4 protein-coding genes are annotated in these 15,511 nt (G+C 73.9%); all 4 read left to right on the forward strand.

What is annotated here, in order from left to right; translation table 11 throughout:
• The first annotated feature begins 64 nt into the window (after positions 1–64).
• Genes Q5694_RS23125 through Q5694_RS23140 form a run of 4 tightly spaced genes read left to right on the forward strand, consistent with a single transcriptional unit; the run spans position 65 to position 15,489 of the window.
• Positions 65–1,108, forward strand: coding sequence for an iron-siderophore ABC transporter substrate-binding protein (locus Q5694_RS23125; RefSeq protein WP_333935138.1), 1,044 nt, complete (start codon positions 65–67; stop codon positions 1,106–1,108).
• Positions 1,105–2,898: an ABC transporter ATP-binding protein gene (locus Q5694_RS23130; protein ID WP_333935139.1), complete on the forward strand. Its 1,794-nt coding sequence runs from the start codon at positions 1,105–1,107 to the stop codon at positions 2,896–2,898. The genes Q5694_RS23125 and Q5694_RS23130 overlap by 4 nt, the downstream gene beginning before the upstream one ends.
• Complete coding sequence (locus Q5694_RS23135) at positions 2,895–13,799, forward strand: non-ribosomal peptide synthetase (protein ID WP_333935140.1); 10,905 nt, start codon at positions 2,895–2,897, stop codon at positions 13,797–13,799. The genes Q5694_RS23130 and Q5694_RS23135 overlap by 4 nt, the downstream gene beginning before the upstream one ends.
• Complete coding sequence (locus tag Q5694_RS23140) at positions 13,789–15,489, forward strand: ABC transporter ATP-binding protein (RefSeq protein WP_333935141.1); 1,701 nt, start codon at positions 13,789–13,791, stop codon at positions 15,487–15,489. The genes Q5694_RS23135 and Q5694_RS23140 overlap by 11 nt, the downstream gene beginning before the upstream one ends.
• The last annotated feature ends 22 nt before the right edge of the window (positions 15,490–15,511 follow it).

Here is a 15,511-nt window from a genome sequence, read left to right on the forward strand (position 1 = left end):
CTATGGTTTTGCCTGCCCTTGAGCCGAGGGCGCGGCGAACCGGCGCTAGAGCAAGGGGACTTGAATGCTCCTCCACCGAACGAACGCCCGGAGGCGGTGGCGGCTGCCGGCCGTGGCCCTCGGTCTCGCCCTCCTCGCAGGCTGCGGATCCGGCACCGACGACACGGCCGGCGGTGGCGGCACCCGGGCCGCGGCTCCCGGGGCGTTCCCGGTCACCGTCGAGCACGCGTTCGGCACCACCGAGGTGGAGAAGGCGCCGCAGCGGGTCGTCTCCGTCGGCTACACCGACGACCAGACCGTCCTCGCCTTCGGCATCAAGCCCGTCGGGATGGTCGACCAGTACCCCAACCCGCCCGGCAGGAGCCCCGACATCAACACCCAGTGGCCGTGGGTGAAGGACGAGTGGGGCGACACGAAGCCCGAGGTCGTCATGGAGAACGGGGACTCCGGGCCCGACTACGAGAAGATCGCCGCCCTGCGGCCCGACCTGATCGTCGCGGTCTACTCCGAGATCGACCGGGCCGCCTACGGCAAGCTCTCCCGGATCGCCCCGACCCTCGCCCGCACCAAGGGCGAGAAGGAGCCCTTCAGCGCCCCCTGGCAGGACAACGCCCTGCACATCGCCAAGGCCCTCGGCAAGGCCGGGGAAGGCCGCAAGAAGATCGACGCCATCGACAGCCGCCTGGAGGAGGCCAAGGAGCGGCACCCCGAGTTCCGCGGCAGGACGGCCGTCGCACTGTCCTGGTACAAGGACTCGATCGCGCCCTTCACCTCCACCGACGTGCGCGGCCGGCTCGTCACGGGCATCGGTTTCGACTACCGGAAGGGGATCGACGAGATCGCCGGCGGCAGCTTCTCCACACAGCTCTCGCCCGAGCGCGTCGACCTCGTCGACGTCGACCACCTCTTCGTCATCAACGACAAGGCCGACACCGAGGCGCTCAAGGAGTTCGAGCTGTTCGCCAACCTGGACGCCGTGCGGAAGGGCGACGTCTCCTATCTGCCGGACAGCGAGGGGTCCGCGGTCGGGGCGGCCATCTCGCAGAGCACCCTGCTGTCGATGCCGTACGCGATCGACGAACTCGTCGAGTCGGTCGAGCAGGAGTGAGCGCCACCGCCACGCGCGTCGCCCCGGCGACCCTGCGCACGACGACCGGCCGGGAAGCCGGCCGCTGGGTGGCGGCGCACTGCCGCCAGACACCCTGGCTGACCGCCGCGACCGTGCTCACCACGGTCGCGGGGGCGGCGCTCCAGGTCCTGCCGGTGCTCCTGCTCGGCCGCGTGGTCGACGGGGTCGTCGCGGGCGAGGACCGGTCCGTCCTCGTCACCGTCGGCCTCCTGATCGGTGCCGCCGCGCTGCTCGGCGCCGCGGCCACCGCCGTGTCGACCTACCTCATCGGCCGGCTGGGCGCCGACCTCCTCGCGCGCCTGCGCGAGGGCGCCGTCCGCGCGGTCCTCGGCATGCCGAGCGCACGCGTGGAACACGTCGGCCGGGGCGATGTGCTCTCCCGGGTCGGTGACGACGTGGCGGTGATCTCCAAAGGCATCCGCACCGCCGTCCCCACGGTGTTCTCGGCGGGTGTGCTGGTGGTCATCGCCACCCTCGGCATGTTCGGGCTGGACTGGCGTCTCGGCCTGGCCGGGGCGGGCGCCCTGCCCGCCTACGCGCTCGCCCTGCGCTGGTACCTGCCCCGGTCCGCGCCCCTGTACCGCCGGCAGCGCATCGCCCAGGCCGACCGCGCCCAGGCCTTCATCAGCGGCCTGAACGGCATCGACACGGTCCGGGCGTACCGCCTGGAAGGCGCCTTCCGGCAGAAGGTCACCGACGAGTCGTGGCGCGTGCGCAACCTCGGCATCGACGTGTTCCGGTTCTTCGGACGGTTCGTCGGCCGCGAGAACCGCGCCGAGTTCATCGGGCTGGTCCTGATCCTCGTGGTCGGCTACGCCCTGCTGGAGGCCGGTGCCGCCACCCTGGGCGAGGTGTCCGCGGCCCCCCTGCTGTTCCACCGGCTGTTCACCCCGCTCGGCGCCATCATGTTCACCTTCGACGAGGCGCAGAAGTCGGGTGCGAGCCTGACCCGCCTGGTCGGGGTGCTGGGGGAGTCCTCCGGCCAGCGGCTGGTCGGTGACGACTCCGTCGCCGTGGCGGAGCCCGGGGCGTACCCGGTGACGGTGGAGGGGCTGACGTTCCGCTATCCGGGCTCCGCCGAGCCGGTGCTGCGGGACGTGAACCTCACCATTCCGGCCGGGAGTTCGCTGGCCCTGGTGGGGGCCACCGGCGCCGGCAAGACGACCCTGGCCGCGCTGATCGCCGGCATCGGCACCCCGCAGGCCGGTGCGGTGCGCGTCGGCACCAGGGACCTCGCCGGCCTGGACGAGGCCGGGGCGCGGGCCCTGGTCAGCATCCTGACCCAGGAGACCCACGTCTTCTCCGGTCCGCTCGCCGACGACCTGCGGCTGTCCGCGCCCGGCGCGAGCGACGCCGAACTGGCCGACGCCCTGCGCACGGTGGGGGCCGGCGAGTGGGTCGAGGCCCTGCCCGAAGGGCTGTACACGCCGGTCGGCGAGGGCGGCGAGCGGCTGGACGTCACGAAGGTCGCCCAGATCGCCCTGGCCCGGCTGGTACTGGGCCGGGCCCCCGTCGTGGTGCTCGACGAGTCGACCGCGGAGGCCGGCAGCGAGGGCGCCGCGGAGCTGGAACGGGCCGTGCAGGCCGCGTGCGAGGGCCGGACCACGCTGTTCGTGGCGCACCGGCTCTCCCAGGCCATGGCCGCGGACCGGATCGCCGTGCTGGACGCGGGACGCGTCGTGGAACAGGGCACGCACGAGGAACTGGTGGCTCGGGGCGGCCGGTACGCACGGCTGTGGCGGGCCTGGAGAGAGGGTAGTCACGCATGATGCAATCGCGCGCTCGTCTCGCACGTCTTTCCTCCCCGGGTCTGGCCGGCGTCCGCCGCCGGATCGGTGACTACCCGGACCGGACCGTCGCCGAGGCCTGCGCGATCTCCCTGGCCTACTGGGCGACCGGCCGCAGCCCGGAGGGTCTCGACCTCGCACCCGGCACCCTCTTCGCCGACGTCCTCGGCTGGGTCGACAACGGCGGTGCGGTGACCGCCGGTTGGGACGTCACCCCGGACGGCCTCGGCATCACCCTGCCCGACGGCGTCGACACGGCCGAAGCGCAGCTCGCCCTGGACGACCTCGCCGACTTCCCCGACCGGCCGCTGGGCACCGTCGGCCCGTCCCGGGTGGCGGACCGGCTCGCCACCCTCGCCCAGTGGAACGACAACCGGGCCGACCGGGACCGCCCCTCCATCGTGGAGATGTTCCGCACCCAGGCGCGGGCCAGACCGGACGCGCTCGCCATCGTGGACGAGCACCGTTCCCTGACCTATCGCCAGGCAGCGGCGCGCGCCTCTCAGTTGGCCCATCACCTGCTGGAGCGCGGGCTGCGGCCCGAGCAGGTCGTCGGCGTCTCGCTGGACCGCTCCGCGGACATGGTGGTCGGGCTGCTCGCCGTCCTCCAGGCCGGGTGCGCCTTCGTCCCGCTCGATCCGCAGTGGCCGGCAGCGCGCCGGGCCGTCGTCGTCGAGGACGCCCGCGTCGTCCTGCAGCTCAACGCCTCCGGCGAGCACGACCCGGCCGAACCGGAGGCCGTCGCCGTCGACCTCGGCCACTGGCGGTACGGCGCGTACCCCGAGGACGGCACCGGCGTCACCGTCCCCGGCGACGCCCTGGCCTACGTCATCTTCACCTCCGGCTCGACCGGGCGTCCCAAGGGCGCGATGATCCGGCACGAGGCCATCAGCGAGCGCCTGCTGTGGCAGGTGAACGAGATCCTCGGGTTCGGACCCGACGACGCCTCCCTGTTCAAGGCGCCGCTGTCCTTCGACATCTCCATCAACGAGATCTTCCTGCCCCTGGTCTGCGGCGGCCGGCTCGTCGTCCTGCGGCCCGGCGGCGAACGCGACCCCCAGCACCTGCTGGCCGTCATCGCCGAACAGCGCGTCACCTTCACCTACCTGGTGTCGTCCATGCTGGACGTGCTGCTGGAGATGGCCGGCGACTCCGGGAGCCTGGACAGCCTGCGGCACGTGTGGTGCGGCGGCGAGGTCCTCACCCCCGAGCTGTACGAGCGGTTCCGCACCAGGCTCGACATCCCCATGTACCACGGATACGGACCGGCGGAGACGACCATCGGCGTCTCCCACGTCGTCTACCGGGGCGCCGCCGAACGCCTGTCGACCTCCATCGGCAGGGCCAACCCCAACACCCAGCTGTACGTCCTGGACGAGGAACTGCGCCCCGTCCCGGTCGGCGTCGGCGGCGAACTGTACGTCGGCGGGTTCCTCCTCGGCCGCGGGTACGTGGGCGCACCCGGCCTGACGGCCTCCCGGTTCGTCGCCAACCCCTTCGCGGACGACGGCTCCCGCCTCTACCGCACCGGAGACCTGGCCCGCTTCGCCCCGGACGGCTCCCTGGACTTCCTCGGCCGCGCCGACAACCAGATCAAGATCCGCGGCATGCGGCTGGAGATCGAGGACGTCGAGATCGGCCTCGCCGAACACCCCGCCGTCCGGCACACCTGCGTCGTCGCGCGGAAGAACGCGGCGGGCGGCACGTACCTCGTCGGCTACGTCATCCCCGCCGCCGGGAGGGAGGACCTGCGGGCGGAGGAGGTCAAGGCCTGGGCCACCGCGCACATGGTCGCCTACATGGTGCCCGCCCAGGTCGTCGTGCTGGAGGAGTTCCCGCTCACCGCCAACGGCAAGCTCGACCGCAACGCCCTGCCCGAGCCCGCCGCCGGCACCGGTTCCCTCGCACGGCCCGCCACGGACGACGAGCGCACCGTGTGCGCCGCCGTCGCGGAGGTGCTGCGCCTCGACGAGGTCGGCGTCGACCAGGACTTCTTCCAGCTCGGCGGCGACAGCATCCTCGCCATCTCCCTGCTGAGCGCCCTGCGCGAACGGGGTCTGCACGTCACGGCACGGCAGATCTTCACGCACCCCACGGCGGGAGCGCTCGCGGCGGTCGCCGGCCGGGAGGACGGCCGGGCCGTGGACCACGCCGACGTCGCCACCGGCACCGTCGTGGGCGCGCCCGTCGTGCAGTGGCTCGGCGAGACCACCGACGCCGTCGACGGGTTCGTCCAGTCGGTCGTGCTGAACACCCCCGCCGAGCTGACCCCGGACGCCCTCGACGCGATGCTCACCGCCCTCCTGGACGCGCACCCCATGCTGCGCGCCCGCCTGGTGCGGGCCGGGCGCTGGAGTTTCGACATCCCCGATGCCGGCCGCGGCAGGGCCCGGTGGCGCGAGAGCGACCTGCCGCTCGACGCCTGCGTCGCCCTCGCCACCGAGGGCCTGGACCCCTCGGACGGCGTCATGCTGAGCGCCGTCCTGCGCCGCGCGGCCCGCCAGCTCGTGCTCGTCGCCCACCACGTGGTGATCGACGGTGTCTCGTGGCGGGTGCTGATGGACGACCTGGCCACGGCCTGGCGCCGGTACAGCTCGGGCGTCCCCGTCGAACTGCCCCCGGAGGGCACCTCGTTCCGCCGCTGGACCCACCTGCTGGAACGCGCCGCGTTCGACGCGGACAGCTCCTACTTCCGGCGCCCGCTGCCGGGCGAGGACCTGCCGCTGGGCCGGCGCCCCCTGTCCGCCGCCGACACCGTCGCCCGCGAGCGCCTGCGCACCGTCACCGTGGGCCCCGAGGTCACCGCCGCGCTGCTGGGCGAGATCCCCGCGAAGTTCCACGCCGGCGTCAACGACGTGCTGCTCACCGCCCTCGCCGTGGCCCTGGCCCGGTGGCGCCGCGACCTCGGCCAGGACCAGACGTTCGCCCACGTCGAGCTCGAAGGCCACGGCCGCGAACCGCAGTTCGCCGCCGGATCGGCCGGGTTCGAGCCGGACCTGTCCCGGACCGTCGGCTGGTTCACCACCCTCTTCCCGGTCGTCGTCGACCCCGGCCCGGCAGCCGACTTCACCGATCCCGCCTACCTGACCGCCGCCCTCAAGGCCGTCAAGGAGGACCTCGCCCGGGTGCCCGACCACGGCGTCTCCTACGGCGCCCTGCGCTACCTCGCCGACGTGGAGTTCGACACCCCCGCCCCGCAGGTGCTGTTCAACTACCTCGGCCGCTTCGCCGCGGGAGCTCCCGGCGACTGGCAACTCGCGGGCACCACCGGGCACCTGGGCGAGAAGCGTGACCCGCGGATGCGCCTGCCGCGCGCCCTGGAGTTCAACGCCATCGCCGAACCCGCCGCCTCCGGCGGATACGAACTGGTCACCACCGTCTCCTGGCCCGAGGGCATGTTCACCGACGCGGACATCACCGCCCTCGGCGGCTGCTTCCGCACGGCCCTGACCGGACTCGCCGCCCTCGACCGGGGCGGGCACACTCCCAGCGACTTCCCCCTGGTGCCGCTCACCCAGGCCGACGTGGACGCCCTGGACGGACCGGCCCTGCGGGACGTCCTGCCGCTCACACCACTGCAGGAGGGCCTGTACTTCCACTCCGTCTTCGACGACGACTCCGCCGGGGCCTACGTCGAGCAGCAACTGCTCACCCTGGACGGCGAGGTGGACGCGGACCGGCTCGCCACGGCGGCGACCCGGCTGCTCACGCTCTTCCCCAACCTGGCCGCCCGCTTCACCCCGCTCGCCGACGGCCGGGTGGTGTCGGTACTGGACGACGGCGTGCCGGCGCCCTTCACCACGATCGACCGCCCCGGCATCAGCGACGAGGAGATACGCGACCTCGCCGAGCGCGACCGCCGCGCCGGCTTCGACCTGGCCACCGGCCCGCTGATGCGTTACACCCTGGTCCGGACCGGAGAGCGCCGCAGCGTCCTGGTGCAGACCGTCCACCACATCGTGGCCGACGGCTGGTCCGTCCCGCCGATGCTGCGCGCGCTGCTGGCCGAGTACCACGCGCCGGGGACCGTGCACCCGGCCGGCGGCTTCGCCGACTACGTGCACTGGCTCGCCCGCCGCGACGCCGAGGAGAGCGACCGGGTCTGGCGCGGGGAACTGGCCGGGCTGCCCGGACCCTCCCTGGTCGCCGAGGGCCACACCCCCTCCGACCGGTTCGCCGACACGGCCGTGCACCCCCGGGACGACCTCGACACCGCCGTCCGCGAGGCCGGTGTCCCGCTGAGCGTGGCCGTGCACACTGCCTGGGCGCTCACGCTGGGCGGCGTGCTGCACCGCGACGACGTGGTCTTCGGCTCCACGGTGTCCGGCCGCGACGCCGACCTGCCCGGCATCCGGGACATGGTCGGCCTGTTCATCAACACCGTGCCGGTGCGCGCGCGTTGGACGCGGAGCACCACGGCGGGCGAACTGCTCGCCGCGGTGCGCGACCACCAGGCCCGCGTCCTGCCCCACCAGCACGTCTCCCTGGCCGGGATCGGCCGCCAGGCCGGCACCGGCCCCCTCTTCGACACGCTCGTGGTCTTCGACGTCGCCACGGACGTGACCGCCCTGCGGCGCCCCGGTGACACGCTGACCATCACCGAGGTCGTCAACGAGGGCGCCCCGCACTACCCGCTCACCCTCGTGGCCGAGCGCGCCCCCGACGGCCGCCCCCGCTTCAACCTGGTGTACGACGGCGCGTTCCTGCGAGAGGCCACGGCCCGCTCGCTCCTGCACACCTTCACCAGGACACTGACCGGCCTGCTCACCCGCCCGGACGCCCCGGCCCACCGTCTAACGCGGGAAGGCGGCCGACGGCCCGCCCCGGTCGCCCCGGCCACCCTGGACGCCCTCTTCGACGCAGCGGCCCGCCGCGACCCGGACGCGACCGCCGTCACCCAGTGCGGCCTCGACGGCGGCACGCGAACCGTCACCTACGGCGAACTCGCGCGTATGAAAGACGAGTTGGCGGCATCCCTGCGCGCCGCCGGGGTCGGACCGGGCAAGCGGGTGGCCGTCGCCGTCCCGCGTTCGGTCGAGCAGGTCGTCGCCCTGGTCGCGACCGTCGCCGCCGGCGGGGCCTATGTACCGCTGGACGTGGCCTACCCGGACGAGCGGCTGGAGTACATCCTCACCGACGCCGCCCCGCAGGTCGTCCTGGTCGACCGTGAGCACCGGGACCGGGTCACGACCCTCCTGTCCGGGACGGGGGTACCGGCGCGCGTCCTGGTACAGGGCGAGACGCCCCCGGCCGCCGGCACCGCGCCCGGGCCCGCGCCGGACTGGCGCGACCCCGCGTACGTGATCTACACGTCCGGGTCGACCGGCCGGCCCAAGGGGGTCGTCGTCCCGCACTCCAGCGTGGTCACGCTGCTCGCCCGCACCCGGCCGGACATGGACTTCGGCCCGGACGACGTCTGGGTCCAGTTCCACTCCTTCTCCTTCGACTTCGCCGTCTGGGAGCTGTGGGGCGCCCTGGTCCACGGCGGCGAACTGCTCCTCCCCGACCATGCGTTGACCCGCTCGCCGGTCGACTTCCACCGGCTGGTCCGCGAACGTGGCGTGACCGTGCTGAACCAGACCCCGTCCGCCTTCCACCAGTTCGCCGAGGCCGACCGGCTGGCCGGCGAACCGCTGCCCGCGCTGCGCCGCATCGTGTTCGGCGGCGAGGCCCTGGGCCTCGGCCGGCTGCGCGGCTGGGTGGAGCGGCACGGCACGGCCTCGCCGGAGCTGGTCAACATGTACGGCATCACCGAGACCACCGTCCACGTCACCCACCGGGTGCTGCGCGAGGAGGACTTCACCGAGAAGAGCGGGGTGAGCCCGATCGGCGGCCCGATCCCCGGCCTGGTCACCCACCTCCTCGACGACCGGCTCCGGCCCGTCCCGCCCGGCCGCGTGGGCGCCATCTACGTCGCCGGCGACCAGCTGTCCCTCGGCTACCTGGGCAGGCCCGGGCTCACCGCCGGACGCTTCGTCGCGGACCCCTTCGCGGCCGACGGCTCCCGCATGTACCACACGGGCGACCTCGCGGTCCGCACCCTCGACGGCGAACTGCGCTTCACCGGACGCGCCGACGACCAGGTGCAACTCAAGGGCTTCCGCATCGAGTCGGGCGAGGTGGAGGCCGCCATCAGGGACGTCGACGGCGTGCGGGACGCGGCCGTGACGGTGTCGGCGGCCGGTGACCACCTGGTCGCGCACGTGGTCGGCCGGGTGCCGGACGACCTCGAGGACCGGCTGGCGAAGAGGCTGCCCGCCCACATGGTCCCGCGCCGGGTGCTCCCGATCGACGCCCTGCCCCTGACGGTCAACGGCAAGCTGGACCGCCGGGCCCTGACCGAACGCGCCCTCGCCGGCCCCGGCAGCGACCCGGCAGGCCACGCAACGGCCGTGGACGAGGACGCGGCCGTCACCGCACTCGTGGACATCTTCGCCGGGGCCCTGCCCGGCGCCGACGTCACCCCCGACACCGACTTCTTCCGCGCCGGAGGCGACAGCATCGTCGCCATCACCGTCGTCAACCGGGCCCGGGCCTCGGGTCTGCCGGTCGCTCCCCGGGACGTCTTCCTCCTCAGGACGCCCCGCGCCCTGGCCGGGCATCTGCGGAGCAGCGCAGCCGTCAGCCGCGCCCCCGATGCGGTCCACCGCGAGGACGGTCCGCTGCCCCCCACCCCGATCATCCTCCGCCAGCGCGAACTCGGCGGATCCCTGCGCCGGTTCGCCCAGGCCCGCACCCTGCGGGCACCCGAAGGCACCGGGCACGCCGACGCCGTCCGGGCCGCCCGTGCCGTCGTCGCCGCGCACCCGGCCCTCCGGCTGCGCCTCGGTACCGCACACGGCGTGTGGACCCTGCGCACCGGCCCGGCCCGCCCCGTCACCGTGGCGCGCCCGGACACCACCGACGCGACGGCCGTCGCCGACGAGGCGGCCGGGCGGCTCGACCCCGCAACCGGGGACCTGATCGCCTTCGCGTGGCTGGAGGCGAGCAGGACCCTGGTCGTGACCGTGCACCACCTCGCCGTCGACGCGGTCTCCTGGCTGATCCTGCTCGACGACCTCGCGGCGGCCCTGCGCGGCGAGCCCCTGGCCCCGCCGACCACCTCCTACGCCGAGTACGCCGAGGCCCTCACCCTCCGGTCGGCCACCGACACCGACACCCTGGACCACTGGGTGGGCACCCTGCGGGCGCCCGAGCCCCTGCCCCGCGGCGGGCCGCTGCGCGAGACGACGGTCGTCGTCGCCCCCGACGTCAGCGACCACCTCACCCGGACCGCCCCCGCCGCGCTCGGCGTCGGCCTCACCGAGCTGTTGTGCGGAGCCCTGCGCGCCGCACTGACCCGCGTCCAGCCCGAGCCCACCGACCTCGCCGTCGACCTGGAGCGGCACGGCCGGGTCCCGGTGCTCCCGCGGCACGACTACAGCCGTACCGTCGGCTGGTTCACCGCCGTCGCGCCCGTCCGGCTCACCCCGCACACCGACCCCGTCGCCGCCGCCCGCGAACTGGCCGCGCGCCAGCCGGACGAGTCCGGGCACCTCGCCTACGGGCGGCTCAGGTACCTCAACCCGCAGACCGCGCCGCTGCTCACCGGCCGGCCGCAGGTGCTGTTCAACTACCTGGGCCGGAGCGGCGAGTCCCGGGCCCCGCACCTGACCCCGGGCGAGCAGCCGAGCCCGTACGCCGTCGAGGTGAACGCCTGGACCGACGACGGCACCGGCAGCCTGCTCGCCGAGTTCGTCCTGGCCGACGGCGTGCCGGACGAGATCACCGAGCACTTCCGCGACGCCCTGCGCAACGTCGCGGAAGCCGCCGTGACCGCCGAGCGCACCGCGCCGGTCACCCCGCTCCAGCGCGGCCTGTACTTCCAGGCCCAGCTGGCCGGTCCGGCCGGGCACTACGTGGCACAGAACTGGTTCACCTTCGACCGGCGCCTGGATTCCGGCGCGCTGGCCGAGGCGATGGCGTACGTGATCGCACGGCACCCGGTGGTGGGCGCCGGGTTCACCACCGACGACGACGGCAACCCGGTCCAGGTCCTCAGGGCCGGCCGACGGGTGGACGTCCGCACGGTCGAGCTCGCCACGCAGGCGGAGGCCGACGACCTGCGCGCCCGGGACCGCGCGACCGGGTTCGACCCGGGCGAGCCGCCGCTGGTCCGGATGACCCTCGTGCGCCTGCCCGGCGACCGCGACGGCCTGCTGCTGAGCTACCACCTGATCCTGTGGGACGGCTGGTCCCGCGAGATCGTCCTGCGGGACCTGTTCGACGCCTACCGCGCCGTCCTCGCGGGCCGGCCCCTCGACCCGGCACCGGCCGTGCCCGGCTTCGAGGAGTACGCCCGGGCGCTCGCCGCCAGGGACCCGGGACCCTCGACGCGCTTCTGGGCGGACCACCTGTCCGCTCTGCCCGGCCCGACCCTGCTGGCCGGACCGGCGCCCTCCTTGCCGGACGACCTGCCGAAGGCCCTGGTGCACACGCTCACCGCCGAGCAGTCCGATCTCGTCCGGGAGGCGGCCAGGACCCACGGCGTCACCCTGAACTCGGTGCTGACCGGCGCGTTCGGCCTGCTGCTCGGCGCCCGCACGGGCCGCGGTGACGCCGTGTTCGGCGTCACGGTCTCCGGCCGCGAGGGCGAGGGGCTGTCCGGCATGGTCGGGGTGCTGCTCAACACGGTGCCGATGTGGACCCGGGCCCGCCCGGACGACTCCGTCCGGGCGTACCTGACGGCCGTGCAGGCGGCCCGTGTCGAGGCGATGGAGCACGAGCACCTGGGACTCGGCGAGATCCAGCGGGCCGGCGGGCACGACACCCTCTTCGACAACCTGTTCGTGCTGCAGAACTTCCTGGACATGGACGCGTTCGCCGAGATGAACACCCGGCACGGCATCACCTCGGTACGCGCCGACGACTCCACCCACTACCCGTTCACCTGGGTGGTCACGCCCGGCGACCGGCTCACCGTCAAGCTGGAGTACCGCGACGGCGACACGGCCGGTGCCCGCCTCCTCCTCGACGACTACCTGAGCGTCCTGGCGAACCTGACCCGCGCGACCGGCCCGGTGGGCGCCCTGCCGGGTCTGGCACCGGCACCCGGCGCGGGGGAGCGGACCGGCATCGGCACGGACACCGTCGTCGACCGGTTCGACCGCGCCGCCGACCGGACCCCCGGCCGGGTGGCCCTCGTCGCCCACGGTTCCACGATGACGTTCGCCGACCTCCGCGACCGCAGCCGCGAGGTCGCCGGAGTGCTCGTCGCGCGCGGCATCGGGCCCGAGACCACCGTCGGGCTCGCGATCCCGCGCTCCCTCGACTCGATCGTGGCGCTGTTCGCCGTCCTGCGCACCGGCGCCGCCTACGTGCCGCTGGAACTCGACCACCCGGACGAGCGGATCACCGCCATCCTCGGCGACGCCCGGCCCGAGGTGATCCTCACCGTGAGCGCGGTCGCGCACCGGCTGACCGGCGACCTGATCGCACTGGACCGGCCGCTTCCCGAGGCCGAGCCGTACACGACGTTCGCCCCGCACGACCCCGGCCGGCTGCGGCACCCCGCCTACACCATCTACACCTCCGGCTCGACCGGCAGGCCCAAGGGCGTGGTCACCGAGTACGCGGGCCTGACCAACATGCTGGTCAACCACCGGCGCCGCATCTTCGAGCCGGTGCTGGCCCGGCACGGCCACCGGGTCTTCCGCGTCGCGCACACCGTGTCGTTCGCCTTCGACATGTCCTGGGAAGAGCTGCTGTGGCTGGCCGACGGACACGAAGTGCACATCTGCGACGAGGAGTTGCGCCGCGACGCGCCGCGGCTGGTCGCCTACTGCCTGGAGCACGGCATCGACGTCGTCAACGTGACCCCGACGTACGCGCAGCAACTCGTGGCCGAGGGGCTGCTGGACGACCCGGGCCGGCGGCCGGCGCTGGTGCTGCTCGGCGGTGAGGCCGTCACCCCGGCCCTGTGGCAGCGCCTGGCACAGACCGAGGGCACGGTCGGCTACAACCTGTACGGACCCACCGAGTACACCATCAACACCCTCGGCGTCGGCACCTTCGAGTGCGCGGACCCCGTGGTGGGCGTCCCCATCGACAACACCGACGTGTACGTCCTCGACCCGTGGCTGCGGCCCCTGCCCGACGGGGTGCCCGGCGAGCTGTACGTGTCGGGCGTCGGCATCGCGCGCGGCTACCTGGGCCAGCCCGGCCAGACCGCGCACCGCTTCGTCGCCTGCCCCTTCGCGGCGCCCGGGGAGCGCATGTACCGCACCGGCGACCTGGTGGTACGCCGGCCCGACGGCAACCTCGTGTACCTCGGCCGCACCGACCAGCAGGTCAAGATCCGCGGCCACCGGGTCGAACTCGGCGAGGTCGAGGCCGCGTTCGCGGACCACCCGGCGGTGCGCTTCGTGGCGGCCGTCGCCCAGCCCGACCCGCAGGTCGACGGCGCCCACCGCCTGGCCGCCTACCTGGTGCTGGACGGGGCCGGGCTCGCGGAGGTCGCCGCCGAGGTGGGCGCCGCCCTGCCCGACTTCCTGCGCCCCACCCACTACGCCCGGGTGGACGCCATACCGCTCACGGTGAACGGGAAGGCCGACACCAGGGCCCTCCCGGATGCCAAGCCGCTGGGCGCCCTGACCACCGCGGGGGAGCGGGGCCCGCGGACCGCGACCGAGACGGTGGTGTGCGAGATGTTCGCCGAGGCACTGGACCTGGACGACGACGAGGTGAGCGCGGTGAGCGACTTCGTGTCCCTGGGCGGACACTCCATGCTGGCGGTGCGGCTGGCCGGGCTGCTCCGCCGCGAGTACGGTCCCGTGATCACCATCCGCGATCTGTTCACCCTGCGCACCCCGGAAGCGATTGCCCACCACCTCGATGACCACTGACCCGCAGCGGCCCCGCCACGGGGCCGCCATCCTGCGCACCGCCCTGCGCCGCAACCTCGGCGCGATGACCTGGGGCACCCTCCTCATGGGCCTGTACCAGGCCGGTGAGACGGCCTTCCCCATCGCGCTCGGCCTGATCGTCGAGCACACCATGCGCGGCGGTCGCGGCCTCGGCGCGCTCGCGCTGTCGATCGGCGCCCTGGCCGTGATCATCACGACGGTGTCGCTGTCGTGGCGGTTCGGCATGCGGATCCTGCAGAAGGCCAACACGACCGAGGCGCACCGCTGGCGGGTGCAGGTCGCCGCCTGCGGGCTGCAGCCGGTGGCGCGCGACGTCGACCTGAGAGCGGGCGAGGTGCTCACCATCGCCACCGAGGACGCCGACCAGACCGCCGACATCATCGAGGTGGTGCCGCTGCTGGTCAGCTCGCTCGTCGCGGTGCTCGTCGCGTCGGTCGCACTGGGGCTGGCCGACCTGCGGCTGGGCCTGCTGGTGATCGTGGGGACCGTGGCCATCCTGTCGATCCTCAGCGTGATGTCCCGGCGCATCGGCTCCAGCACCCAGGAACAGCAGGCACGCGTGGCCCGGGCAGGGGCCAAGGTCGCCGACCTGATCACGGGCCTGCGCCCGCTGCACGGCTTCGGCGGCAACCACGCCGCGTTCCGGTCCTACCGGAAGGTCAGCGCTGAGGCGCGGCAGCAGTCGATCACCGTCGCCAAGGTGAACGGCGCCTACGCGGGTATCGCGCTGGCCCTCAACGCGGTCCTCGCCGGAGCCGTCACCCTGACGGCCGGTCTGCTGGCCTTCGAGGGACACATCACCATCGGGGAACTCGTCATGGCCGTCGGCCTCGCGCAGTTCATCATGGAGCCGCTGAAGCTGTTCTCGGAGATGCCCAAGTACGTGATGATCGCGCGGGCTTCGGCCGAGCGCATGGCGCTGGTCCTGGCGGCGCCGCCGGTCATGACCGGCGGCACCGGTCACCCGGCCCCGGGCGGCGGTTTGGAGGTCGACGGCGTGCGCCACGGCACCCTCGACGGCCTCACCTTCAAGGTGAAGGCGGGCGAGTTCGTCGCCATCGCTCCCTACCAGCCGCGCGCCGCGGCCGATCTCGCCGCCGTCCTGGCCGTCGGCGTCCCGCCCACCGCCTACGAGGGGACGGTCCGCATCGGCGGGCAGGACCTGGCGGAGCTGTCCGTCGAGGCCGTCCGCGCGCACCTGCTGGTGAACCCCTACGACGGTGAGATCTTCGCCGGCACCCTGCGCACCAACATCGATCCCTCGGGCACCAGCGGCACGGTCCCGGAGGCCGTCGCGGCCTCGCTGCTCACCGACGTCGTCGCCCTGCACCCCGAGGGCCTCGACCACCCCGTCCGCGACCGGGGCGCCAACCTCTCCGGCGGCCAGCGCCAACGCCTGTCCCTGGCCCGCGCGTTGGCCGCCGACACCGAGGTCCTCGTACTGCACGACCCGACGACGGCGGTGGACGCGGTCACGGAGCAGCTCGTCGCCCGCAACGTGTCCGAGCTGCGCAGGGGGCGTACCACGATCGTCATCACCAGCAGCCCGGCGTTCCTGGACGCGGCGGACCGGGTGCTGGTGCTGGACGGAGGAGCCGTCGCGGCGGAGGACACCCACCGCAACCTGCTGGCGAACGACCCGGACTACCGCGCGGCGGTGGCACGCTGACCGCTCGTGCGGCGGACTGCCG

The sequence above is a fragment of the Streptomyces sp. AHA2 genome (assembly GCF_036857595.1).
Lineage (GTDB): Bacteria > Actinomycetota > Actinomycetes > Streptomycetales > Streptomycetaceae > Streptomyces.